Raw genomic sequence first — 23,448 nt, 5'->3', positions numbered from 1 at the left:
GAAGTACCGTTATGGACCAGCCGCGGGCGCTCGGGGACACCTCAACTGTCCGAGTCGTCGACTTCATCGTCGACCACCTCGCGCATGCGGGTGTTCGCCACCTGTTCGGCGTGGGCGGCGCGAACATCGAAGACCTCTATGACGCCGCGTACTTCCATACCGGGATCACCGCGGTACTGGCCAAGCACGAGTTCTCCGCCGCCACGATGGCCGACGGGTACGGCCGTGCGGGCGCCGGGCTCGGCGTCGTCGCCGCAACTTCCGGCGGTGCGAGCCTCAACTTGATTCCCGGACTCGGCGAGTCTTTGGCCAGCCGGGTTCCGGTCCTGGCCCTGGTTGGCCAGCCGCCCAGTACGCAGGACGGGCGGGGCAGCTTTCAAGACACCAGTGGGCGCAACGGCTCGCTCAACGCCGAAGCCTTGTTCACCGAGGTCTCGGTGCGTTGCCGGCGGGTGCTCAGCCCGGACGACCTCCGAGTGGAGCTGCCACTGGCCGTCGATGCTGCGCGAACCGGCGGCCCTGCCGTCCTGCTCATTCCCAAGGACGTCCAACAGGGCAGGATCGCTGCCGCTCCCGTCGAGCGGATCGACGCACATCAGTCGGCTACCGAACTCGATCCCATCACGGATGCGCTGGGGGCTCTCGACGGCCTCGTCACGATCATCGCCGGCGAACAAATCGCCCGTGACGACGCCCGCATCGAACTCGAAGAGTTACGCCTTGCCACCGGCGCGCGGGTGGCAACGGTGCCCGACGCCAAGGATGTGTCCGCCGCCGACCTGGGCGTGACAGGTGTCATGGGCCATCGCGGTGTGGCCGAGGCAATCGCGGACAGCGCGCTGTGTCTCGTGATCGGTACGCGGCTGCCGCTCACCGCCTGCGCCGGACTCGACGAACCGCTGGCGTCGGTCCCGACGTTCTCGATCGGGTCGGCGGTCCCCTATCCACCGTGCCGCCACGTCCACACGGATGACCTGAGGGCATCGCTGGCGCAGTTGACCCGCGCCGTGCGTAGGAAATCCGAACCACGCCGACGAGAACTTCCCGGCCAGGCGGCCAAGCTGACCCCACCGCCGTTTCACGGAGCCGGTGTCCGCTATGGGGATGCGATGAGACTGCTCGACGAGGTCTTGCCCGAAGATGCCGACCTGGTGGTCGACGCAGGCAACACCGGGGCCTCGGCTATTCACCATCTCCCCGCACGGCGGTCGGGGCGGTTCGTGGTCGCCCTGGGCATGGGTGGGATGGGCTACAGCTTCGGCGCTGCCATCGGCATGGCCTTCGCTCGCGACAAGCGGCGCGTCGTCGTCATAGCCGGTGACGGCGCTTTCTTCATGCACGGCATGGAAATCCACACCGCTGTGCAGTATCAGTTGCCCATCACTTTCGTGCTGTTCAACAACAACGCTCACGCGATGTGTGTCACCCGCGAACAGCTCTTCTACCAAGACCGCTACAGCTACAACCGATTCGCGGCCAGTTTCCTCGGCCGCGGTGTGGCGTCGATGTTTCCCGGATTGGCAGCCGAGGATGTCGACGCGGTCGAGCTCCTTCCGCAAGCACTGGCACGCGCTCTGGCCGCCGACGGCCCATCTGTCGTCAGCATCGAATGTTCGGCCGATGAGATTCCCCCGTTCTCACCCTTTTTAGCTCCACCCCAACCCATTTCGAGCACAGAGAAGGATCAGTCAAATGTCGCTGCCCGCACTTGAGGACATCGCCTTCCACTCCGGAACCACTGCTGCCATCGAAGGTGTTGTCCGAATCGAGACGTCGCCACGGGAGAACGCCACCCCGATCATCATGGAGATGATGCGGTCGGTGTATCCACACGACCAGGTGTTCGGCGAATACTGCACCGTCAACGATTACATCGATTGCCCGCCTGAGGATCTGTTCGACTACCTGTCGGACACCCGCTGCCTCGAGGAATGGACCTACAGTCTGCGTGGATTCCGTCCCACCGATGAGCCCGGACTGTGGGCTGCTTATGACCGTCTGGGCACCGAGACTGAAATCTTCACTCGCACAACGGCAAATGCGCAGGCCATGACGGTCGACTATCACTGTGCCTGGGATCAGGGCAAGCACCTTTGGATGGTCTATCTCATGCGGGTGGTCGATGCACAGACAGTTTTGAACAAGCCCGGTTCCGTTGTGCTGTGGACCAATTGCCGTCACCCGTTCTATGACAACAACCCCTACCCCGAAGCTGCCCCACCCGAACGGCCGGTGTGGGTAGGTGACTTCTGGGACATGTTCGGAGCCGGCCATCTCCTGGAACTCAAGAACCTCAAGGCGATCGCCGAATACCGCCACCGCAACGGACTGCCCGTGACACCAGCCTGGATGAAATGAGAACAACGATGAGCCAAAACACCGTCAGCCTGGTCGACGTCTCCACCTATCTCCCCGGAGAACCCATCAGCGCCGAGTATTACGCGCAGTTCGCCGATTCCGACGATTTGCGCGACAACCTCATGTTCCGGGCACCGAAATTCCGCCACCACGTCGCCCCGGATGAAACCGCGGTCGACATGATCGAACGCGCTACAACTGGACTCGTCGAACGGCACGGCCAGGACGTCGTCGCGAACGTCGACATCCTCATCACCCACACCCAGATGCCCGACATACCGTTTTACGGCTCCGGCGGGGGCATCGCGCACCGGCTGGGCATGCACCCGGATTGGGTCCTCGATCTGCACAACGGCGGCTGCGCCGCGTTCATTCTGGGCCTTCAGACCGCCCGCCGGCTGTTGTCGTCGGGCGCAGGGAGCACCGCGCTGGTCGCGGTCGCGCAGAATGCGGCCGGCCAGGTGTTCGACCAACCCGGGGTGCGACGCAAGGCGCAGGCCGCCGTGCCGGGCGACGGCGCAGCGGTCGGGTTACTGACGATCTCGGACCAATCGCCGATCCTCGACGTCGAGTGCCGCACCTACGGTGAGTACGCCGGCGACATGGCCATCGCGGTCGACCCGCCCCGCAAATGGTGGCAGCCGGGCCCCGGCGAAGGGTACATCGGCTTCACCGAATCCAAGATCACCAAAGTACTGGCTCGGGGAAACCGCCAGGTGCCGGAGGTCTCCTATGCGGTGTGTGACCGAATCGGCATGCACCCCAAAGATATCGACCTGCTGGTCACCAATCAGCCCAATCGGGTCTTCCTCCGCAACTGGAGCGAGGCGCTCGAATTGCCGAGCGAGCGGCATGTCCACACATTCGACGAGTGCGGCAACCTCTTCGCCGCCGGCATCCCGGTCAATCTCGACCGCGCCATCCAGACCGGTCAGGTGAGCGCCGGTGACACCGTATTGATGGCGGCCTTTGCCCACGCCGGCGACTTCGCCGCCGCGGCCGCGGTTCGCTGGGGCGGCAGGCCGACGTGGAACCGCTGACTCAGGTCACCGCCCGACCACGCGAGGTCGTGCCAGAATCGGACAACCCGTTGGCACTGTCGCTCAACGAGAATCCTTTCGCGCCACTGCCTGCCGTGCACACGGCGATAGTCGAGGCCACCGCGGCGGCGAACCGCTATCCCGAGTTCCTGCCGGAACGGCTTCGTCGCCTGATCGCCACACACGTCGGGGTGCCAGACGAACAGGTGATCGTCGCTGCCGGAGCGACGGGCGTGATGATGCAGGTCCTGCATACGGTGACCTCACCGGGTGACCGGATCGTCTTTGCCACCCCGACGTTCGACGGCTACCCGATCTTGGCCCAGATGGCTCGACTGACGCCGGTTACGGTGCCGCTCGATCGGCGTGGGCATCAAGATCTCGAGGCCATGGCCGAGGAAGCCACCCATGCCCGCGTGGTCGTGATCTGCCGGCCCCACAACCCGACCGGTACGGTCGAAGCCGCCTCACAGGTGCAGCGGTTCCTGAACCGGGTGCCGTCCGACGTCGTGGTAGTAGTCGATGAGGCCTACATCGAATTCGTACATCCCGCGTACCGCCTCGATCACCGAGAGTTGGTCCGCCGGCACGCCAACGTCATCGTGGTGCGTACCTTCTCGAAGGCGTACGGACTGGCCGGCATGCGTACCGGTTACGGCATCTGCTCACCGCGGTCGGCGCAAGCGCTCTGGGCGATGCAATTGCCGTTCGGCTCCACCTTCACGAGCCTCGCCGCGGTCGCGGCGTCCTATGCCGCCGAAGACCAACTGCAGGAACGCATCCGCTTCATCACTGCGGAGCGGGCCTATCTGCGCGCCCGACTCAGGGACCTCGGTGTGTCCAGCACTGATTCGCATGCAAACTTCGTCTACCTGCCTCCGTCAGGCAAACCGTGGCGCGAAGCATTCGAGGGAACCGGTCTGCAGGTGCGCTCCTACAGCGACGGTGGCGTGCGAATCACCGTCGCCGGCCGCCCCTCGACCGTCGCGGTGCTGGCTGCCATCGGCAAGTCGGTCGCCGCGGGTGCGTGACGAGGCGATGCCACCCGAGGCACGAAGGAGTCACATGGCAAAGTCCGGGATCACCCCGCGAATGCGGTTCGCCCACGCCGTCGCCGCCTGGTACGACGCTGAAGCCTACTTCCGCAGGCGGTCTCGTCGCGGATGCCCCTTCGGCATGGCCATACCGGGCCTCGGCGAGGTGCTCTTCGCCGCCCGCTCCGAACACGTCCGCGAATTCCTCACCATTCCGTCATCGGTACTGACTCCGCCGATGCCCAATCCGATCGAGCCGGTGGTCGGCGAAGGATCGATAATCCTGCTCGACGGAATGCCCCACAAGCGGGAACGGGCCCGGTTTCTGCCCGCGCTGCACGGTGAACGCATTCGCCGTTATGCCGGTGCGATGGCGCAGGCGGCCGAGGAAGAGATCGAGTCCTGGGGGCCGGGCACACCGATCGACGCCCGGGACGCGGCGCAGTCGATAACCCTGCGCATCATCATCCGGACCGTCTTCGGCATCGAGGACCACGTGCGCACCGACCAATTCGTCCACACCGTCAAGTCGATGATGCGCAACTACGTCGCGCCGTTCATGTTCTTCCCCGCGCTGCGCCGCGCCCCGTTCGGCCTCGGTCCTTGGCGACGCTTCTCACAGCGACGCGCGGAGCTCGACGGTCTACTGTCCGAGCAGATCGCCATACGACGACGGACCGGCACCGCCGGCTACGACGACGTCCTCAGCGTCCTGCTGTCCGATGACCAGGCCGGCAATCGCAGCGATGACGAGGTGCTGCAGCAGCTCCGGACGCTGTTGGTATCCGGACACGAGACATCGGCGACTACGGTGGCGTGGGCCCTGTTCCACATCCACGATGACGACGTCGTCCGCGGCAGGCTACTCGCCGAGCTGGCGGGCAATCCAGCTCCCGAGGACATGCCCAAACTGCCCTATCTCGGCGCCGTCATCGCGGAGACGCTTCGGATGCATCCGACGGTGTCGATCGTGGTGCGCCAGCTGAAGTCGGCCATTCAGGCCTGGCAGATCCCGAGGGCTGCGGGCGACGTCATCGGCGTGTCACTGCCGGCGCTGCATGCCGATCCGGCCGTCTGGCCGGATCCGCGCCGGTTCGATCCCAACCGATTCCTGGAACGCAAGCCACCTCCTGCTGAGTACTCGCCGTTCGGCTACGGGCACCGACGTTGTCCTGGAGCAGCTTTCGCTTCACTGGAGCTGTCGATCGTTCTGGGCACATTACTCAGCCGGGTCGAACTGAAGCGGCCGGACTGCGATCGAATCCGCAAACAGCCACGGTCGATTCCCCGCGGCGTCGCCGCGGTACCGAACCGACCCATCAGGTTGCACGTCGTCCGCAAGCTACCGCCACCACCCGATACGAAACGAGGCTGGGAATCATGAGTTTGAAGCAACGCGTGCCACTGCTGCGATGGTCCTTCTGGCGACTGGCGTTGGGCAGTCGAAACATCACGAGAACCGGACAGATCGGCGACGGACGAGAAGCCGCCGCGGTGCGGTACGTGCTCGCGAACGCTCGCCAGGGCGACATCGACGACGTTCTGGCCGCCATCGACCGATACGCCTATACCGAGTCGTTCCTGATCAACGTCGGCGACGAGAAGGGCGAGCTGCTCGATGCCGCGGTACGCCGCGCGGCGCCCGCGCTGGCGCTCGAACTCGGAACCTACTGCGGCTACGGGGCACTTCGGATCGCCAGGGCGGCGCCGGCCGCCCGGGTGTACTCGATCGAGCTGTCGCCCGACAACGCCGAGAACGCCCGACGCATCTGGGAACACGCGGGCGTCGATGACAGGGTTACCTGCGTGGTCGGGACCATCGGCGATGGTGGCCGCACTCTCGAGACGCTGGCGGATGAACACGGGTTCGGCTCCGGCTCAGTCGATCTCGTCTTCCTCGACCATGACAAGAACGCCTATCTGTCCGATCTCCAGAGCATCCTTGACCGTGGTTGGCTACACCGCGGCACGATCGTGGTGGCCGACAACGTGAAGATTCCCGGCGCTCCCAAGTACCGCGCCTACATGCGCGAGCAGCAGGGTGCGAGATGGCGGACCGTCGAGCACAAGACGCATGGCGAGTACGGTTCGGTCTTTCCCGATTTGGTGCTGGAGTCCGAACTCCTCGGCTGACACACACCGACGGAACCCTGACCCGCGGGCGTCGCCCGTCCTAGGCTGTCGTCATGAGTCTCAAACAGCGGCTACCGCTGTTGCGGTGGTCGTTCATCCGGATGGGAATCGGCGCCAGGCACTTCACCCGCACCGGTCAATGGGGCGATGGCCGGGAGGCCGCGGCCGCCGATTATGTGGTGGCCAACGCCCGCGCGGGCGACCTCGACGATGCCATCGCCACCATCGACAAGTTCGCCTACGAGAAGTCATTTCTGATCAACGTCGGCGACGAGAAGGGCGCGCTGCTCGACGCCGCGGTCACCCGGTCCAGCCCGCGACTCGCCCTGGAACTGGGTACCTACTGTGGCTACGGGGCGATGCGAATCGCCCGTGCCGCGCCCGTCGCCCGGGTGTTCTCGGTCGAGTTCTCCCCCACCAACGCCGAGATCGCCCGGCGCATCTGGGCCCACGCGGGGGTGGCCGACCGCATCTCGTGCGTGGTCGGGACCATCGGCGACGGCGGACACACGCTGGACGCGCTCGCGGCGGCCGGGTTCGACGTTGGCGGGCTGGATTTCGTGTTCCTCGATCACGACAAGAACGCCTACCTGCCGGACCTGCAGAGCCTGCTGGATCGCGGCTGGCTGCATCCGGGCTCGATTGTGGTCGCCGACAACGTGAAGTTGCCGGGAGCGCCGAAGTACCTCGCCTACATGCGGGAGCATCAGGGCTCGCTCTGGGATACGAAACATCACAAGACGCACGCCGAGTACCAGACCCTCCTGCCGGACCTGGTGCTGGAGTCGGAGTACCTGGGCGGCTAACGCGCCCTTGGGTGCGCCCCGGCCCAGACCTCCCGCAACGTGTGCACGGTGACCATGGTGTAGATCTGCGTAGTGGTCACCGAGGCGTGGCCCAGCAGTTCCTGGACGACGCGGACGTCGGCGCCGCCGTCGAGCAGGTGCGTCGCGAACGAGTGCCGCAGCGTGTGCGGCGACACCGCCGAGGTGATGCCGGCGCGCTCGGCCGCGTCCTGCAGCACCTGCCAGGCGCTCTGCCGCGACAGCCGTCCGCCACGGGCGTTGAGGAAGATGCCGGGGTTGCCGCGGCCCCGACGGGCCAGATCCGGACGCCCCCGGACCAGGTAGGCGTCGAGTGCGCTGACGGCCGGACGGCCGATGGGCACGAGCCGTTGCTTGCCGCCCTTGCCGCGGAGCAGCACCGAGCGCGCGTGGGTGTCGATGTCGTCGACGTCGAGACCCACGGCCTCAGAGATTCGCGCCCCGGTCGAGTACAGCAATTCCAGCAGCGCACGATTACGCAGCGTCAGCGGACCGTCGGCCTCGCTGTCCCCGCCCGCGGCTTCGAGTAACGCAAGGACTTCGTCGAGGGTGAGGCTCTTGGGGAGCCGCCGGCTGGGTGTAGGGGGTTTCACGCCACGGGCCACATCGAGATCGGTCATGCCCTCGGCCGTGGCGAACCGGTGCAGGCCGCGGACCGCGACCACCGCCCTGGCCGCCGAAACCGCCGACAGCGCAACCACGCCCGCGTCGGGGTCACCGCGGCGCAGCGCGATCAGGAAGTCGCTGACATCGGTCTCGGCCACCTTGGCCAGATCGTCGATTCCGCGCTGTCTCAGATGTTCGGCGTAGCGACGCAGGTCGCGCCGGTACGAACTCAAGGTGTTGGCCGCCACGCCCCGCTCGATCGTCAGATGATCGAGGTAGCCCTGGAGTTGGTCGTCCAGAGCCGATCGGAGCGGGGCCGGAACTGTCATGACAGGCCTTTGCGCCGCCTGAACGCTGTCGGCTGGTCGGTCCACTCCGCCTCGACGGGCCGCAGGACCTCGGCGCCGGGCATCGCATGCGCGGCCAGAATGCCGGCCACCGCAATGCCGTTCACGATGTCGCCGGAGAACACCCGCCGCACGGCTTCCTTCAGTGGTATCCGCTCAACCGCCATGTCGGCTTCCTCGTGCTCGGCCTCGGGCCGTCCGACCTCGGTGAGCCCGGTGGCCAAGAAGATCCGCACGCTTTCGTCGGAGAACCCCGGTGTCGAGTCGAGATCGACCAGAACCTGCCAGTGCGCGGCGGCCAGGCCGACCTCTTCGGCGAGTTCGCGAGCCGCGGTCACCTCGGGTCGTTCCCCCCCGAGGTCGAGTAGGCCCGCGGGCAGTTCCCAGAGTCGACGGCCCAGCGGGTGGCGGTACTGGTACACCAGCACCACGTTGCCGTCCTCGTCGAGGGCCACCACGGCCACCGCACCGTAGTGCTCTACGACCTCGCGCCGGGCCGAACCACCGTCGGGCATGCTGACCTCGTCCGCGCGCAACGCGAAAATGTTTCCGACATAGACGGTTTCACTCGCCAGCGTCTCGAACTCGTGTTCAGCCAAGAGAAGGGGCTTCGGCTTCGTCCACCGGGATCTGCCCGTCCTCGGCCTCCTCGGCGAAGTGTTCGGGAAGGTCCATGCCGGGCAACCGCTCCTCGGCCTTGTAATCCAGCGCCGCACCGATGAACGCCGCGAACAGCGGATGAGGCCGCGTCGGGCGGCTCTTCAGTTCGGGGTGAGCCTGGGTGCCGACCAGGAATGGGTGCAGCTTCGCGTCGTATTCGACGAACTCGACGAGGTGACCGTCGGGCGAGGTGCCGCTGAACCGCAGTCCACTCTCGGCGATCCGGTCCCGGTAGGCATTGTTGACCTCGAAGCGGTGCCGATGCCGTTCGGACACCTCGGTGCCCTGATATGCCTGTGCCACAATCGATCCCGCTTCCAGCACAGCCGGATAGGCACCCAGTCGCATGGTCCCGCCCAGGTCCGCCTCGCCGGCGACGGCGTCCTTCTGATCGGCCATCGTGGAGATCACGGGATCGGGTGTCAACGGATCGAACTCGGCGGAGTTGGCGTCGGAGATACCGACCGACCGGGCCGCCTCGATCACGATGCACTGCAGTCCCAGACAGAGCCCGAGGACCGGCAGCCGACGCTTGCGGGCGAAGGAGATGGCTCCGAGCTTGCCCTCGATGCCCCGGATACCGAAGCCGCCGGGGATCAACACCCCGTCGACGTCGGACAACGCCGCCACCGCACCGGCGTCGGTCTCGCAGTCATCGGAGGCGACCCACCGGATCTCCACCTTGGCGCGGTGTTTGAACCCACCGGCGCGCAGCGCCTCGGCCACCGACAGATAGGCATCCGACAGGTCGATGTACTTGCCCACCAACGCGATTCGGACGGTTTCCTGAGGCTCGTGCACCCGGCGCAGCAGATCGTCCCACTCCGACCAGTCCACGTCGCGGAACGGCAGGTTCAACCGGCGCACCACGTACGCGTCGAGCTCCTCGCGGTGCAGCACCTTGGGGATGTCGTAGATGGACGGTGCGTCCGGGGTGGAGATGACGCCGTCGACGTCGACGTCGCACATCAGCGCGATCTTGTTCTTGAGCGGCTCGGGAACATCACGGTCACACCGCAGGATCAGCGCGTCGGGGGTGATACCGATGCTGCGCAGTGCGGCCACCGAGTGCTGGGTCGGCTTGGTCTTGAGCTCGCCGGAAGGAGCCAGGTAGGGCACCAGCGACACATGCAGGAAGAAGCAGTTCTCCCGGCCGACCTCGTGGCGTACCTGGCGGGCAGCCTCGAGGAACGGCAGCGATTCGATATCGCCGACCGTGCCGCCGATTTCGGTGATCACGATGTCGGGGCGGCGGCCGGCTGCGTCGGGCTCGGCCATCGCCAGGATGCGGCTCTTGATCTCGTCGGTGATGTGCGGAATCACCTGCACGGTGTCACCCAGATACTCGCCGCGGCGTTCCTTCGCGATCACCGACGAGTAGACCTGACCGGTGGTCACGTTGGCCGACTGCGACAGATCGCGGTCCAGAAACCGCTCATAGTGGCCGACGTCGAGGTCGGTCTCCGCGCCGTCCTCCGTAACGAACACCTCACCGTGCTGGAACGGGTTCATGGTGCCCGGATCGACGTTCAGGTAAGGATCGAGTTTCTGCATCGTCACCTGCAGCCCCCGCGCGGTGAGCAGCTGACCGAGGCTTGAGGCGGTCAGCCCCTTACCCAATGAAGACACCACACCACCGGTGACGAAGAGGTGTTTGGTGGCGGTGTGCGGGTGCTTGCGTAAGGCGGGCAAAAGCATCCTCCGTGACGACTGGCAGGGAATCAATAAACGGGCTGTGGCCTGCCGACCCACGGAAGTTCACCTTAACACCGACGACGACAAGCCGTCGCTGACGCGCCGTCGGCACGCGCCCGACCAGCGGGCGGTTCGGGGCCCTACTGCGGGACGGTCACCGATGCCGCACCCTGCCCGGTGCCGTATTTGCCGGGCTTGCCCCCGCCGACGAGATCGCTCAGCGCCAGGACGGCAGTGATCTGACCGGCGCTGGAATCGGCGTCGTCCACGGTGCTCACCACAGCGGTCAGACCGGCATCTGACCTGGTCACCGCCACCGGGCCAGTTCCAGAAGCCGAACCGGAGCGCCCCGCGAGCACGGTACCGGCGCCATGAGGGGCCAGCCCGGCGGCGAACCTGGCCATGGTCGCGCCGCGGTTGCCGCCGTCCTCGCCGAGCCCGCCTCCGGTCACGATCAGCGCCGTGTTGGCCGCCCCGATGTGCGGATCGTCATACGTGAGGAACCCGGTGTCCCGAAGGGCCGTGAGCACGGTCTGGCGCTGCATGTCATCCACGGGTGACGCGGCCGGGTTCTTGTCGATCAACAGGCTGATACCCAACAGATCGCCGGCCTGGGACCCCTGGTCCACCGCCGCCGTGCTCAGTTGCCTGCCCGCCGGCACGATCGGCGAGTTGACCACCGACAGCAGCTTGTCGGCGGAATTCGCCTCGACGAACTCGCTCGTGAGCGAGATCTTCCCGGTCACCGCGCCACCCGCATCGCGGATGAATCGCGACACCGCGTCCACGTCACCGTCGACGGCGTCCGGCGTGCGGAATACCACCACCGACTTGTCCTTCAGCGCGTCGTGCAGCATCCGCGGCGCCATCTGGGCATCGAATTCGCCTGCGGCATTGAGCCTTTCGTTCAACGCGTTCTTGCCGTCGGTGAGGGTGTCGATCTGGTGCTGCAGTTCCTTCTTGTCATCGCGAAGGCCCGACAGCACGGTGTTCGACAGCAGTCCCGAACCCAGGGCCACCCCGATGGCCAGCGCCAGGAACACCGATGCCAACGAAATCGCGTGTGCGCGTAGCGTGATCACAGCTCACCGACCCAATCAGCTGACGAGACCCTGTATCCAGAGCGTGAAGCGGTTCCAGTAGTCGGCGACCCAGTCCAAAACGGCACCGTCGGCGCGCGACACCCACAGCGCGACGACCACGGCCACCAGCATCGCGAGGACCAGCAGCGCGATCGCCCCGCCGGACACCCGGCTGCGGTACAGCGTCGCCACGGCTTTGGCGTCGACGAGCTTCTCCCCCACCTTCAACCGGGTCAGGAACGTGGACGGGTTGCTGCGCTGGCGCGAGCGGTCGAAGAACTCCTCGATGGAGGCCGTGTGACCGGCTGTGACGATCAGCGACGCCCCGTGGTGGTCGCACAGCAGCAGTGCCAGGTCCGCGGCCGATCCGGCCGCCGGGAATGTCATCGCACCGACCCCGAGATCCTGGATGCGTTCCAGGCCCGCGGCGTGCCCGTCGGCATCGGCAGGCAGCACGACCTGGGCCCCGCTCCGCAGCACCTCGACGCTCATCTTGTCCGGGTCGCCGACGATGAGCGCGGGCCGGTAACCGGCCTTGCGCAGCACATCCGCTCCGGCTCCGACGCCGACCAGCACGGGCTGGTACTCCTTGATGAACGGTTTGAGCGCCTTGAGGTCCTCGGCGGCGTCGGGTTCCTCGGCCACGATGACCACGTGCCTGCGGTGCAGGTCCACGTCGACGTTCGGGATTCCGATTCCGTCGATGAGCAGTGGGCTCTCGCTGCGGATGAACTCGATGGTGTTGCCGGCGAAGGCTTCGAGGTGCGCGACCAGACCGCTCTTGGCGTCGTGCATCAACTCGTGGATCTCTTGATCGTTGCGCTCGGTGCCCACGGCGATGCGGCGGTCACCCGAGTACACGCCGCCGTTGTTCAGGCGGATCCGCGCCCCGTCCTTGATCTTCTTGAAGACATCGGGTCCGGCCTCGTCGATCAGTACGACACCGTTGGCCACGAGCACCTCGGGGCCCAGATTCGGATACCGGCCGGAGATCGACGGCGAGGCGTTGACGACACCGGCAATATTCGCTTCCACCAGCGCGTCGGCGGTGATCCGGTCCAGATCCTGGGCGTCGAGGACGACGATGTCACCGGGGCCGACGCGCCGCAGAAGCCGGTCGATATCGCGGTCCACTCGAGCAGTGCCGGTCACTCCCGGACGCGTGTTGGCATTGCGGGTGAGCAACGTGGACATCTTCATGCGCCGATTCTGTCGGGGATCGCCTGTGAGGCGGCGGAGGCGCGCCGTAACACCAGCCCCACAAGTTGGCTTTAGTCACATCAGTAACACCAATCCGGTCTCGATTCCGCTGCTCGCCGGGGCCGCCGACGGTTAGCGGGAAGCGGTCCAGATCGCCCGATCCTGCCCTCCGTCGTTGTACACGATCGACGTCGGCGCGGGCCCGGTGACATCGAAATAGAGGTTGCCGGCGGAGAGTTGATCCTGGCTCAGTGGAGAGACGTCGAGGTCCGGCGCGAGAGCCTGAACCAGCACCGGATAGTTCTGGCCGCCATCCGCGCGGGCGTTGAAGAACTTCATCGCCGGAACGACCTCCCCCTTCACTGCCGACACCGTCGCCGGGGCGAACCACAATTCGCCAGAGAGCCTCACTTCACCCGTCAGTGGCACATTCATCGCCTTGCTGCCACCGGGTCGCACATCCGTGACCGTGTACCCGCCGACGGAACCGTTCGCGTCAGCGATGCGCTGCTCGGCGCCGAATGCCGTGGTGTTCGGCGCGGCCGACGAATAGGCGCCGCCGGTCATCACCAGTGCGACACCGACAGCCACCACACCGGCGGTTCTTCCAGAGATTCGCTTGGTTTTCATGGCACACCCATATCCCGTGGCATCGCTTCGGTTCCGGCGGCGACGGGCAAACCCTCAGGTATGCCGGTTGTCGCTCCGCGTCGTCTGGCCACTTAGGCGACATAAGCGTTGATTGCCACTATCTGTCAGTTCAAACATCGAGCCCTGTTGGCGACGAAGGACGCCCGGCGACAATCGCCTCAGCTACCTTTCTCGGGTGTCTCCGCGGAGGAAAATGCCCGAAACAGCGACCAACGGCCGGCCGGTGTCAGGCCCGCTGACCTCGTAGGCCACCTGCAAATCCGGGGTATCGACCACGTGAGTCATACGGCAGTTCTGCCCGGCGACGGAACCTTTCCAAACCTGGGCTGTTCATCGAGCACCGTCAGGGTGCGCTGCGCTCCTGTTGAGCGGCTTCCAAGAGCTCCCGCGCGTGGGCCCGGCCGCTGTCGGACTCCCCCAGCCCGGCCAGCATCCGGGCCAACTCGGCGATCCGGTCCTCATCCTCGATGCGGCGCACACCGCTGGACTTGGCCCGGCCGTTGCCGCTGTCGACCACGAGGTGCGCGTCAGCGAAGGCCGCGACTTGCGGCAGGTGGGTCACCACGATGACCTGGTGGGTGCGCGCCAGCCGGGCCAGACGGCGGCCGATCTGTACCGCGGCCCGGCCGCCGACACCGGCGTCGACTTCGTCGAACACCATCGTGGTGCCTGCCGTCGATGCCGACAGCACCACCTCGAGAGCGAGCATGACGCGGGACAGCTCACCACCGGAGGCACTCTTGGCCAGTGGCAGCACATCGGCGCCTCGGTGTGCGGTGAACCCGAACTCGACCGCGTCGACGCCGTCGTGACCGGCGTGGAGGGTCTCGCCGTCGGGCATGGTCACCGGTGCAGAATCGTCGGCCCGCGCCGTCATCGGAGCGACCCCGATGGTGAACACGGCGTTGGCCATGGCCAGCCCGGTCAGTTCCGCTGTCACCGCCTTGGCCAGTCCCTTGGCGGCCTTGGTGCGGGCCTTGGTGAGTTCGCCTGCCGCCGCGATCAGTTGTGCCTCGAGCTCAGCAACCTTGCGATCCATGGCGGCCAGGCTCTCCTCGGACACATCGAGCTGCGCCAATCGCTCGGCAGCTTCGCGAGACCACTCCAATACCCCGTCGATATCGGCGGCGTACTTGCGGGTGAGCGTGCGCAGCTCGGCCTGCCGCGCCAGTTTGGTTTCCAAAGTGCTGGCATCACTGGGCAATTCGGACAGATAGTCACCGAGTTCGCCGGACACGTCGCCGATCACCGCCATCGCCTCGGCCAACCTGACGGCCAGTGACTGCAGTGCGGAATCGTCGGTGGACTCGAGTGCCGCCTGCGCGCGACCCACGCCGTCGGCCGCCGAGGCGGACTCCGGCGTGGCCTCGTCGAGCTCGCCGGCCAACGCGAAGCGGGCGGTATGGGCGGCTTCGCGTAGCGCATCGAGTTCCGAGAGCCGGCGGATATCGGCGACGATCGCCTCGTCCTCACCGGGTTGCGGTGCGACCGCGTCGATCTCGTGGATTCCGAAGCTCAGCCGGTCGGCCTCCTGGGCCAGTTCCCGGGCTCGCCGACGTCGGTCGGCCAGATCACGACGCGCCGTCAGCCACTCGTCGCGGATGCGCCGGTAGCGGATCAGCGGCTTGTCCACCTCGGCGAACCGGTCCAGCGCCGCGCGCTGCTCGTCGGGGCGCATCAACCGCAACTGGTCGTTCTGGCCGTGCAACGTCAGCACCTGGGCGGTGAAGTTGCTCAGGGATCTCGCCGGCACGCTGCGCCCGCCGAGGTACGCCCGCGACGGCCCGGCCCGACTGACCGAGCGGGCCGCGATCACGCTGCCATCGTCGTCGCGCTCGGCACCGGAGGTATCCAGGATCTCCTCGACCCGCGCGGACACGTCCTCACCGAGTTCGATTGTGCTGAAGCGACCTTCCACCACGGCGCGGTCGGAACCCGACCGCACCCGGGTCGCGTCCGCCCGCGCTCCGCCCAGCAGGTGCAGGCTCGTCACCACCATGGTCTTACCGGTGCCGGTCTCACCCGTCAGCACCGTCAAGCCGCGGTCGAACTCCGCGGTGGCGGCGCTGATCGCGCCCAACGACTCGATACGGATCTCTGACAGCACAGGTATCTACTGTCCTCGCCATCCGGTGACCGGCAACCTGAACTTGCGGACCAACCGATCGGTGAACGGCGCGGAGTCCAACCGCACCCACTTCAGCGGCGTACCGCAGCGGGTCACCTCGAGCCGGCCACCGGCCGGCACCACCATCTCGCGACGCCCGTCGCAGAAGACCAAGGCATCGTTGCCACTGGCTTCGATCTCGATGGCGATACTGGCCACAGGGCTGGTCACCATCGGCCTGGCGAACAGCGCGTGAGCATTGTTGGGCACCACCAGGATCGCCTCCAGGTCCGGCCACAGCACCGGGCCGCCTGCCGAGAACGCGTAAGCGGTGGAACCCGTCGGCGTCGACACCAGCACCCCGTCGCAGCCGAAAGACGACACCGGGCGGCCGTCGACCTCCAGCACCACGCCGAGCACCCCTAGCCGGGGCCCCTTCTCCAGGCTGGCCTCATTGAGTGCCCAGCCGCGGTTCACCACATCGGCTCCCACCCGCACCACGATGTCGAGGGTCATCCGTTCCTCGATGCGGTAATCACGCTCGATGACACGTTCGAGAACGTGATCGATGGCCTCGGCCTCGGCTTCCGCCAGGAATCCGATGCGACCCAGATTGACTCCGAGCACCGGGATCTCGACATTGCGAGCGAGCTCGGCGGCGCGCAGGAACGTGCCGTCCCCGCCGAGTACCAGCACCATTTCGCAGCCTTCGGCCGCACGCTCGTCCGCGTCCACCACCTCGATGTCGACGCCGAGGGCACGCATGTCGTCGGGCGCCAGATGCAGCGGGCCGCGGTCCACAGCCTCCGCCGAGAGCACCTTCAGACCAATGCCGTTGTCGCCGAGCACCTTTTCCACCCGGCGGGCAACTTCGGTCGCCTCGTCCCGGCCGGTGTGTACGACCAGAAGTATCGTGCGTTCAGCCGTCATTGCGGGCCCTCCTCGACCGCCCGCCGCACTGCCAGTTCGAGCGACTCGCCGTCCAGTGGGCGGTCGCTGTGAGCACGCAGGTGCAGGAAGTACTCGACATTGCCGGATGGTCCCGGGAGCGGGCTGGCCGTCACATCGACAGCATGCCACTGCAATGTGGCCGCCTTGCGGGCGACCGTGCACACCGCGTCGATGCGCAACTCGGGATCGGACACCACACCGCCCGCGCCCACGCGATCCTTGCCGACCTCGAACTGCGGTTTCACCATCGGAACGATATCCGCGTCGGCAGCCGCACAGGCGGTCAGCGCGGGAAGGACGGTGGCCAGCGAGATGAACGACAGGTCAGCCACGATCAGTTGTACCGGTCCGCCGATCGCCTCGGGGGTCAACTCGCGCACATTGGTGCGTTCCAGCACCTGTACGCGTTCATCGGAACGCAATGGCCAGGCCAGTTGGCCGTATCCGACGTCCGCGGCCACGACCTCGGCGGCCCCACGGTCGAGCAGGACCTCGGTGAAGCCCCCGGTCGAAGCTCCGGCGTCCAGACAGCGCCGGCCCTCCACAGTCACGTCGAACGCGTCGAGCGCACCGATCAGCTTGTGCGCGCCCCGCGATACCCAGCTGCGTTCCTCGGAGGCGATCACGGTGATGTTGGTATCCGGCGCGACGGCCGTGGCCGGTTTTGCCGCCGGCATGCCATCGATCCGCACCCGGCCGGCTTCGATCAGCTCGGCTGCCTGCTGGCGAGACCTGGCCAGACCACGTCGCACCAGCTCGGCATCAACGCGGGCGCGCCGCGCCACCGGCGCTCACCTTCCGGTCGCCTGCGGTCCGCTCGGCTGCCCCCTGTCGACGGATTCAAGGGCTTGCACCAGCAGATCGTGGGCTTGCTCGAGCCGCGCAGCCACCACGTCGATGTCCATGCCTTCGAGTGCGGACGGATCACCCGCCGGATCCGGCACGCCTGCCAGCACTTGGGCGACCTCAGCACGCAACTGGTCGGGATCGATAGTCATAGCGCCACTCACGCTAGTCGATCGGTGCCGACAGCAACGACCAACGTTGCAGCGCCTGTCGCGCCGTGTCGTCTCCGGCCTCCACCGTGAATGGCCGGTGGTTCGCCTCGGCCGTCCATATCGCGTGCGCCGTCGCCCGTACCACCGACAGCTCGTCGGCGGGATCCTGCCCGGTGGCGTGCACCGTGACTGTGGTGGTGTCGACGTCGATCCGCCAGGCCGGATGGGGCCCGATGCGCAGCGACTCGGGATCGGCATGCAGGCCCCGCAGGTCCGGCGCGAGATATCCGGGACGCTCGGCGGGAACGGCGTGCACCGCCTCGCTCGCGGTGCTGACGCCGGTGAGGACCATCAGGCTCGGCAGTCCGGCCGCGACGGCGCCGGCGATGTCGGTGTCGAGCCGATCGCCCACCACGAGCGGGGTCGTGAACGTTCCGCGGCTCAACGCGTCGTGCATCAGAGTCGGTTGGGGCTTGCCCGCGACCAGTGGCTCCTGCCCTGTCGCCGCGCGCAGTGCGGCCACCATCGAGCCGTTGCCCGGAAGCAGTCCACGTTCCGAAGGAAGGGTCAGGTCCACGTTCGCCGCCACCCACAACGCTCCGGCGCGGATGGCCAGCGCTGCCTCGGCCAGATCCGGCCACGCGGTGCTCGGCGAATGCCCCTGCACCACTGCGACGGGTCCCTCGTCGAACATCCGGACCGGCTTCAGTCCGGCGTTGCTCACCTCGCCGGCGAGCGCATCCGTTCCCACGACCAGAACCGCCGAACCCGTGGCCAATCGGCCGGCAAGCAGATGTGCGGCGCTCTGCGCGCTGGTCACCACATCGTCGGCCGAAGCGACGAAGCCGAGCTCCCGCAGATGCCCGGCAACCTGCTCTGGGGCACGCGACGCGTTGTTGGTGACATACAGCAGCCGGGCATCGAGACCGGCCAGGCTCTCTATCGCACCGGCAGTGGGCTCGTGGCCACGGAACACCGTGCCATCGAGATCGAGCAGCAGGCAATCATGTTGCCGTGCAAGCGTGGTCACGTCAGGAAAGCTCCGCGATCCGGTCTTCCGCGTCGGTGATGCCCTCGATATCAGCCTGCTCGGCGTGGACGAACCACTGCAGGGCCTCGTCACCCCGTTCGAGGGCCAACAAGGTGTCGGCGTATGCGTAGAACAGCCGGGCCGAAGTCGGCCCCACTTTGGTCGGGTCCAGCGGCGGGGACGACAGAATCGCCAACGCCTGCTCGAACTGCCCGAGGTCGGAACGCGCACCAGCCGTGACGATCCGAAGCTCGTCAGCGTCTTCACCGGTGAGCGCGACGGCCTCGTCACTGCGCGCCAGTTCCAGGGCCCGTTCGGGCCGACCGACACCGCGCTCGCAATCGGCGATCATCGCCAGTAGGGCCGACTTGCTGCCCATACGCCGGGCCGCGCGCAACTCGGCGAGCGCTTGAGCCCAATCTCCGTTGTGGTAGGCCGCGATACCGACCGCCTCACGCACCACCGCGATCCGGCCTGCCCGGCTGCGGGCGGCGCGGGCGTGGGCAAGAGCAGCGTCGGGATCCTCATCCAGCAGCTTGCCGGCCATGACGAGATGGCGGGCAACGAAATCGGCGGTGGCCTTGTCCAGTGTCACCAGCTCCCGGCGCACATCAGGCGCCAGCTCTCTGGCTTCGACATCGGAAGGCAGCTTTGGGCCGTCATTTCTCGGCTCGGCGTCATCGCCGGGCTGGACCGGACGGGCGCGGCCGGGGCCGGACTGGCGGGGCGCACCTGCGTGCTGATCCCTGCCCCGTTGATCGCGGGGGCGGTGATGACCTGAATTGTTCGATGTGCGGTCGTTCGATGCACGCCGCGGACGACGCTCTGCGCCGCCCTGTCTGTCTCCGACCACGTGTGCCTTTCTACCCGCCCTTCTCGCAAAGGATACTGGCACGGGCCTGCGCCGACATAATCATGCCGGCGCCGGTGCATCGAATATCACCATGAATACCGTCCGAATTTCGCTCGAATTTCGACGGCGGGATTTGAAAATAAAAGCGAATCGCCCCCCACGTAGAACGTGGGGGGCGATTCTTAATTTGTGTTCGGCGGTGTCCTACTTTTCCACCCGACTGGGTAGTATCATCGGCGCTGGCAGGCTTAGCTTCCGGGTTCGGGATGGGACCGGGCGTTTCCCTGCCGCTATGGACCGCCGTAACTCTATTCACTCGTTTGTGAGTGTGAATCTTTGTGTTTTGGTGGTGGGGCGTGGGTTGCACGTCCGCACACAAAGTGAGTGTGGGTGTGTTTTGTGGTGTGGTTGCGAGACAGATGTGCGTCTTACTGAAACTCATCAAACATTGGTGTTTGTTGGTTGTTGTAAGTTTTCGGCCGGTTAGTGCCAGTTCCCTGCACCCATTGCTGGGCTTCCAGGTCTGGTCTATCAATCCCGTGGTCTGCGGGGGGCCTTATCCCTCTAAAAGGGTGAGAAGCCTGGTCTTGGAGGGGGTTTCCCGCTTAGATGCTTTCAGCGGTTATCCTGTCCGAACGTGGCTATCCAGCGGTGCTCCTGGTGGAACAACTGGTATACCAGAGGTTCGTCCGTCCCGGTCCTCTCGTACTAGGGACAGATTTCCTCAAGCTTCTGACGCGCGCGGCGGATAGAGACCGAACTGTCTCACGACGTTCTAAACCCAGCTCGCGTGCCGCTTTAATGGGCGAACAGCCCAACCCTTGGGACCTGCTCCAGCCCCAGGATGCGACGAGCCGACATCGAGGTGCCAAACCATCCCGTCGATATGGACTCTTGGGGAAGATCAGCCTGTTATCCCCGGGGTACCTTTTATCCGTTGAGCGACACCCCTTCCACTCAGAGGTGCCGGATCACTAGTCCCGACTTTCGTCCCTGCTCGACATGTATGTCTCGCAGTCAAGCTCCCTTGTGCACTTACACTCAACACCTGATTGCCGTCCAGGTTGAGGGAACCTTTGGGCGCCTCCGTTACATTTTGGGAGGCAACCGCCCCAGTTAAACTACCCACCAGGCACTGTCCCTGAACCGGATATACGGTCCGAGGTTAGAGGCCCAATACGATCAGAGTGGTATTTCAACAATGACTCCACCCACACTGGCGTGTGAGCTTCACAGTCTCCCACCTATCCTACACAAACCGTATCGAGCACCAATACCAAGTTGTAGTGAAGGTCCCGGGGTCTTTTCGTCCTGCCGCGCGTAACGAGCATCTTTACTCGTAGTGCAATTTCGCCGAGTCTATGGTTGAGACAGTTGAGAAGTCGTTACGCCATTCGTGCAGGTCGGAACTTACCCGACAAGGAATTTCGCTACCTTAGGATGGTTATAGTTACCACCGCCGTTTACTGGGGCTTAAATTCTCCGCTTCACCCCGAAGGGTTAACGGGTCCTCTTAACCTTCCAGCACCGGGCAGGCGTCAGTCCGTATACATCGTCTTGCGACTTCGCACGGACCTGTGTTTTTAGTAAACAGTCGCTTCTCACTGGTTTGTGCCACCCCCTCCCGCTGCCGGCCGTAAAAGCCTTGACGATATGGGGGTCCCCCTTCTCCCGAAGTTACGGGGGCATTTTGCCGAGTTCCTTAACCATAGTTCACTCGTACGCCTTAGTATTCTCTACCTGACCACCTGTGTTGGTTTGGGGTACGGGCCGTGTATGTCCTCGCTAGAGGCTTTTCTTGGCAGCATAGGATCACCGAATTCGCCTCAAACGGCTATGCATCACCTCTCAGGCACATGAAACGCGGATTTGCCTACGTTTCGCCCTACCGGCTTACCCCAGTACAACCACTGACTGGTACGGCTACCTTCCTGCGTCACCCCATCGCTTGACTACTACCCACCGGGGTCCCACGCAGCCCCGTCAACGCCTCACCCCGAAGGGATCGGTCACGACGGTTTTGGATGGTTAGCACAATGGATTCATCATGGACGCACATACACGGGTACGGGAATATCAACCCGTTGTCCATCGACTACGCCTGTCGGCCTCGCCTTAGGTCCCGACTCACCCTGGGAGGACTGGCCTGGCCCAGGAACCCTTGGTCTTTCGGCGGGCAAGGTTCTCACTTGCCTATTCGCTACTCATGCCTGCATTCTCACTCCCACACCCTCCACAGCTAGATCACTCTGCTGCTTCACCGGATGCAGGACGCTCCCCTACCCAGCCAAACAAGTTTGGCTGCCGCGGCTTCGGCGGTGTACTTGAGCCCCGCTACATTATCGGCGCACAATCACTTGACCAGTGAGCTATTACGCACTCTTTCAAGGGTGGCTGCTTCTAAGCCAACCTCCTGGTTGTCTTCGCGACTGCACATCCTTTTCCACTTAGTACACGCTTAGGGGCCTTAGCCGGCGATCTGGGCTGTTTCCCTCTCGACGCACGGAGCTTATCCCCCGCCGTCTCACTGCCACATTCTTGGACTTGTCGGCATTCGGAGTTTGGCTGACGTCAGTAACCCTGTGGGGCCCATCGGCCATCCAGTAGCTCTACCTCCAACAAGAAACATGTGACGCTGCACCTAAATGCATTTCGGGGAGAACCAGCTATCACGGAGTTTGATTGGCCTTTCACCCCTACCCACAGCTCATCCCCTCAGTCTTCAACCTAAGTGGGTTCGGGCCTCCACGCGGTCTTACCCGCGCTTCACCCTGGCCATGGGTAGATCACTCCGCTTCGGGTCCAGAACACACCACTACACCAACCCCTCTGGATTGGATACGCCCTATTCAGACTCGCTTTCGCTGCGGCTACCCCACACGGGTTAACCTCGCGACATGTCCCTGACTCGCAGGCTCATTCTTCAAAAGGCACGCCATCACCCCACGACAAAGTCGAAGGCTCTGACGGATTGTAAGCGCACGGTTTCAGGTACTATTTCACTCCCCTCCCGGGGTACTTTTCACCATTCCCTCACGGTACTAATCCGCTATCGGTCACTGGGAAGTATTCAGGCTTACCGGGTGGTCCCGGCAGATTCACAGCAGATTTCACGGGCCCGCTGCTACTCGGGAACACTGTTCAAGGCAGATGTCAGGTTTTCACGTACCGGGCTCTCACCGTCTACGGCAGGTCATCCCAAACCACTTCCGTTAACCACGACATTTTCTCACTACCCTCCAGCCAGGTAGAACTGGAAAAACAGGTCCCACAACCCCGCACACACAACCCCTACCCGGTATCACATGCATACGGTTTAGCCATCCTCCGCTTTCGCTCGCCACTACTCACGGAATCACTTTTGTTTTCTCTTCCTACGGGTACTGAGATGTTTCACTTCCCCGCGTTCCCCCCTGCACCCTATGTATTCAGATACAGGTAACACGACATCACTCGTGCTGGGTTTCCCCATTCGGACATCCTCGGATCAACGCTCGGTTGGCAGCTCCCCGAGGCATATCGCAGCCTCCAACGTCCTTCATCGGCTCCCAGTGCCAAGGCATCCACCATGCGCCCTTAAACACTTACAACACAAAAACCAAAAAATGAGTTTCAAAAGAAATTGCACATCAATACACACAAAAAGACAGCACCCACCTCAAAGGCCGGCGCCACACATTTTGCGTGCTAGATGCTCGCAACCACTATCCACAAATCAAACACCACACCCCACCACCAAAGTGTGAGGCAACAACACGCCGACACCCCCAACGGAATGCCACCCCCCAAAGAGGGCACGGGCCTGTTGTCTCAAAGCCCAATAGTGTGTTCAGCAGTTTCATCACCGACGCATCTCCCGACGCCGGCAAAACGTTTGTC

Annotated in this window: 19 protein-coding genes and 2 rRNA genes; 7 read left to right on the top strand and 14 right to left on the bottom strand. The window is 64.9% G+C overall.

The window, feature by feature from the left end; all coding sequences use genetic code 11:
• The first annotated feature begins 11 nt into the window (after positions 1-11).
• From H977_RS0118775 to H977_RS0118745, 7 genes are read left to right on the top strand one after another with little or no spacing between them, the layout of a single operon-like run.
• Positions 12-1,712, top strand: a complete 1,701-nt coding sequence (locus tag H977_RS0118775) for a thiamine pyrophosphate-binding protein (RefSeq protein ID WP_036476435.1) — start codon at positions 12-14, stop codon at positions 1,710-1,712.
• Positions 1,693-2,358 carry a hypothetical protein gene (locus H977_RS0118770; protein WP_029109299.1) on the top strand — a complete coding sequence of 222 codons (666 nt, stop codon included), beginning with the start codon at positions 1,693-1,695 and terminating at the stop codon, positions 2,356-2,358. Before H977_RS0118775 ends, H977_RS0118770 begins: the two co-directional genes overlap by 20 nt.
• Before the next feature lie 8 nt (positions 2,359-2,366).
• Entirely contained in the window at positions 2,367-3,398 is a 1,032-nt protein-coding gene (locus tag H977_RS0118765; protein WP_155946717.1) for a 3-oxoacyl-ACP synthase III family protein, read from the top strand.
• The gene (locus H977_RS0118760) at positions 3,386-4,429 is read left to right on the top strand and encodes a pyridoxal phosphate-dependent aminotransferase (RefSeq protein ID WP_051288946.1); all 1,044 of its coding nucleotides are present in this window, start codon (positions 3,386-3,388) and stop codon (positions 4,427-4,429) included. The genes H977_RS0118765 and H977_RS0118760 overlap by 13 nt, the downstream gene beginning before the upstream one ends.
• 34 nt (positions 4,430-4,463) lie before the next feature.
• Entirely contained in the window at positions 4,464-5,816 is a 1,353-nt protein-coding gene (locus H977_RS33480) for a cytochrome P450 (protein WP_196808274.1), read from the top strand.
• Complete coding sequence (locus H977_RS0118750; protein ID WP_029109296.1) at positions 5,813-6,565, top strand: O-methyltransferase; 753 nt, start codon at positions 5,813-5,815, stop codon at positions 6,563-6,565. Before H977_RS33480 ends, H977_RS0118750 begins: the two co-directional genes overlap by 4 nt.
• A 53-nt stretch (positions 6,566-6,618) precedes the next feature.
• Entirely contained in the window at positions 6,619-7,371 is a 753-nt protein-coding gene (locus tag H977_RS0118745; protein WP_029109295.1) for an O-methyltransferase, read from the top strand.
• On the opposite strand, the gene xerD is transcribed toward H977_RS0118745, so the two are convergent.
• From xerD to H977_RS0118675, 14 genes are all read right to left on the bottom strand, one after another.
• Positions 7,368-8,324, bottom strand: coding sequence for a site-specific tyrosine recombinase XerD (gene xerD / locus H977_RS0118740; RefSeq protein ID WP_029109294.1), 957 nt, complete (start codon positions 8,322-8,324; stop codon positions 7,368-7,370). The genes H977_RS0118745 and xerD overlap by 4 nt on opposite strands.
• Positions 8,321-8,941, bottom strand: a complete 621-nt coding sequence (locus H977_RS0118735) for an NUDIX domain-containing protein (protein WP_029109293.1) — start codon at positions 8,939-8,941, stop codon at positions 8,321-8,323. Before H977_RS0118735 ends, xerD begins: the two co-directional genes overlap by 4 nt.
• Positions 8,934-10,700, bottom strand: a complete 1,767-nt coding sequence (gene pyrG / locus H977_RS0118730; protein ID WP_196808273.1) for a CTP synthase — start codon at positions 10,698-10,700, stop codon at positions 8,934-8,936. The genes H977_RS0118735 and pyrG overlap by 8 nt, the downstream gene beginning before the upstream one ends.
• 137 nt (positions 10,701-10,837) lie before the next feature.
• Complete coding sequence (locus tag H977_RS0118725; RefSeq protein WP_029109291.1) at positions 10,838-11,779, bottom strand: copper transporter; 942 nt, start codon at positions 11,777-11,779, stop codon at positions 10,838-10,840.
• A gap of 15 nt (positions 11,780-11,794) precedes the next feature.
• Positions 11,795-12,979 (bottom strand): putative cytokinetic ring protein SteA, encoded by a 1,185-nt coding sequence (steA, locus tag H977_RS0118720; protein WP_029109290.1) that lies wholly within the window; start codon positions 12,977-12,979, stop codon positions 11,795-11,797.
• A gap of 132 nt (positions 12,980-13,111) precedes the next feature.
• Positions 13,112-13,609 (bottom strand): DUF1942 domain-containing protein, encoded by a 498-nt coding sequence (locus H977_RS33475; protein ID WP_051288944.1) that lies wholly within the window; start codon positions 13,607-13,609, stop codon positions 13,112-13,114.
• A 364-nt stretch (positions 13,610-13,973) separates the two neighbouring features.
• Positions 13,974-15,737, bottom strand: a complete 1,764-nt coding sequence (gene recN / locus H977_RS0118710) for a DNA repair protein RecN (RefSeq protein WP_029109289.1) — start codon at positions 15,735-15,737, stop codon at positions 13,974-13,976.
• Positions 15,738-15,743: 6 nt separating this feature from the next.
• Positions 15,744-16,667 carry an NAD kinase gene (locus H977_RS0118705; protein WP_029109288.1) on the bottom strand — a complete coding sequence of 308 codons (924 nt, stop codon included), beginning with the start codon at positions 16,665-16,667 and terminating at the stop codon, positions 15,744-15,746.
• Positions 16,664-17,473, bottom strand: coding sequence for a TlyA family RNA methyltransferase (locus tag H977_RS0118700; protein WP_029109287.1), 810 nt, complete (start codon positions 17,471-17,473; stop codon positions 16,664-16,666). Before H977_RS0118700 ends, H977_RS0118705 begins: the two co-directional genes overlap by 4 nt.
• A gap of 6 nt (positions 17,474-17,479) precedes the next feature.
• Positions 17,480-17,686: a hypothetical protein gene (locus H977_RS0118695; protein WP_029109286.1), complete on the bottom strand. Its 207-nt coding sequence runs from the start codon at positions 17,684-17,686 to the stop codon at positions 17,480-17,482.
• A 13-nt stretch (positions 17,687-17,699) separates the two neighbouring features.
• Positions 17,700-18,716 (bottom strand): HAD-IIA family hydrolase, encoded by a 1,017-nt coding sequence (locus tag H977_RS0118690; RefSeq protein ID WP_029109285.1) that lies wholly within the window; start codon positions 18,714-18,716, stop codon positions 17,700-17,702.
• A 1-nt stretch (position 18,717) separates the two neighbouring features.
• The gene (locus tag H977_RS0118685; protein ID WP_081681777.1) at positions 18,718-19,569 is read right to left on the bottom strand and encodes a tetratricopeptide repeat protein; all 852 of its coding nucleotides are present in this window, start codon (positions 19,567-19,569) and stop codon (positions 18,718-18,720) included.
• Positions 19,570-19,760: 191 nt separating this feature from the next.
• Positions 19,761-19,874: ribosomal RNA gene (gene rrf, locus H977_RS0118680) — 5S ribosomal RNA — on the bottom strand.
• Positions 19,875-20,032: 158 nt separating this feature from the next.
• A 23S ribosomal RNA gene (locus H977_RS0118675) occupies positions 20,033-23,159 on the bottom strand.
• Between the last annotated feature and the right edge of the window lie 289 nt (positions 23,160-23,448).

Source organism: Mycobacterium sp. URHD0025 (assembly GCF_000426065.1).
Taxonomy (GTDB): domain Bacteria; phylum Actinomycetota; class Actinomycetes; order Mycobacteriales; family Mycobacteriaceae; genus Mycobacterium.
Note: the sequence above shows the minus strand (reverse complement) of the source record. Positions and strands in the feature narration are given on the sequence as shown.

Bases quoted from the DNA above. Each gene is read 5' to 3' on its own strand.
- H977_RS0118775 (WP_036476435.1), top strand. From the start codon at position 12: ATGGACCAGCCGCGGGCGCTCGGGGACACCTCAACTGTCCGAGTCGTC.
- H977_RS0118770 (WP_029109299.1), top strand. From the start codon at position 1,693: ATGTCGCTGCCCGCACTTGAGGACATCGCCTTCCACTCCGGAACCACT.
- H977_RS0118765 (WP_155946717.1), top strand. From the start codon at position 2,367: ATGAGCCAAAACACCGTCAGCCTGGTCGACGTCTCCACCTATCTCCCC.
- H977_RS33480 (WP_196808274.1), top strand. From the start codon at position 4,464: ATGGCAAAGTCCGGGATCACCCCGCGAATGCGGTTCGCCCACGCCGTC.
- H977_RS0118750 (WP_029109296.1), top strand. From the start codon at position 5,813: ATGAGTTTGAAGCAACGCGTGCCACTGCTGCGATGGTCCTTCTGGCGA.
- H977_RS0118745 (WP_029109295.1), top strand. From the start codon at position 6,619: ATGAGTCTCAAACAGCGGCTACCGCTGTTGCGGTGGTCGTTCATCCGG.
- xerD (WP_029109294.1), bottom strand. From the start codon at position 8,324: ATGACAGTTCCGGCCCCGCTCCGATCGGCTCTGGACGACCAACTCCAG.
- pyrG (WP_196808273.1), bottom strand. From the start codon at position 10,700: ATGCTTTTGCCCGCCTTACGCAAGCACCCGCACACCGCCACCAAACAC.
- steA (WP_029109290.1), bottom strand. From the start codon at position 12,979: ATGAAGATGTCCACGTTGCTCACCCGCAATGCCAACACGCGTCCGGGA.
- H977_RS33475 (WP_051288944.1), bottom strand. From the start codon at position 13,609: ATGAAAACCAAGCGAATCTCTGGAAGAACCGCCGGTGTGGTGGCTGTC.
- H977_RS0118705 (WP_029109288.1), bottom strand. From the start codon at position 16,667: ATGACGGCTGAACGCACGATACTTCTGGTCGTACACACCGGCCGGGAC.
- H977_RS0118695 (WP_029109286.1), bottom strand. From the start codon at position 17,686: ATGACTATCGATCCCGACCAGTTGCGTGCTGAGGTCGCCCAAGTGCTG.